The sequence below is a fragment of the Mycobacterium sp. KBS0706 genome, from assembly GCF_005938675.2.
In the GTDB taxonomy this organism is placed as follows: Bacteria; Pseudomonadota; Alphaproteobacteria; order DSM-16000; family Inquilinaceae; genus Inquilinus.
This window is the reverse complement of sequence record NZ_VCCH02000335.1, coordinates 1-579: the sequence shown is the minus strand read 5'-3', so window position 1 is coordinate 579 and position 579 is coordinate 1. Positions and strand designations below refer to the sequence as shown.

Genomic DNA, 579 nt, shown 5'->3' with positions numbered 1-579 from the left:
GCTCAGCCCCAGCTCCGGGTTCTGGAACTTGATCAGGATCGCGTCGCCCGGCAGGGCTTGCAGCAGGATGAAAGCCGCCGTGAACGCGGCCCACAGCACCAGCACCGCCTGCCCGATCCGGCCGAGGAGATAACGGGTCATAGGCGGGGCCTCGCAGTCCCAACCGACAAGAGAGAGCACACGACGACGGCATCAGTTCGCATCTCTGGAAGCCTTCAGTGCTCGGCCAGCCAGGTGTTGTAGAAGGACGGCCGCCCGACCGCCTCGAAGGCGATGCCCTTGAGGTAGGGCGCGCCGGCGAAGGCCTGCGGCTCCTCGAAGATCGGGATCGCATAGGCCTGGTCGAGGACATAGGCCTGGACCTCGCCGGCGATCTGCAGCCGCTTGGCGGTGTCCGGTTCGGACGACAACGCCACCAGCAGGCCGTTGAGCTTGTCGTCGACGAAGCTCTTCACCTTGGTGCTGGCGCCGCCCTTCTGCCGCAGCACGTCTCGGTTCGACGGATAGTACTGGCTCTTGATCACGTCCGGGTCGGCGCGGCCGACCATGGCGGGCGAGACCGGCGTCTTCTCCGGGTCG

2 pseudogenes are annotated in these 579 nt (G+C 66.7%); both read right to left on the bottom strand.

Annotated elements, in window-relative coordinates:
• Positions 1–141: pseudogene (locus tag FFK22_RS44710) on the bottom strand (ABC transporter permease); the annotation flags it as partial.
• A gap of 74 nt (positions 142–215) precedes the next feature.
• Positions 216–579, bottom strand: a pseudogene (locus FFK22_RS42140) (TIGR04028 family ABC transporter substrate-binding protein); the annotation flags it as partial.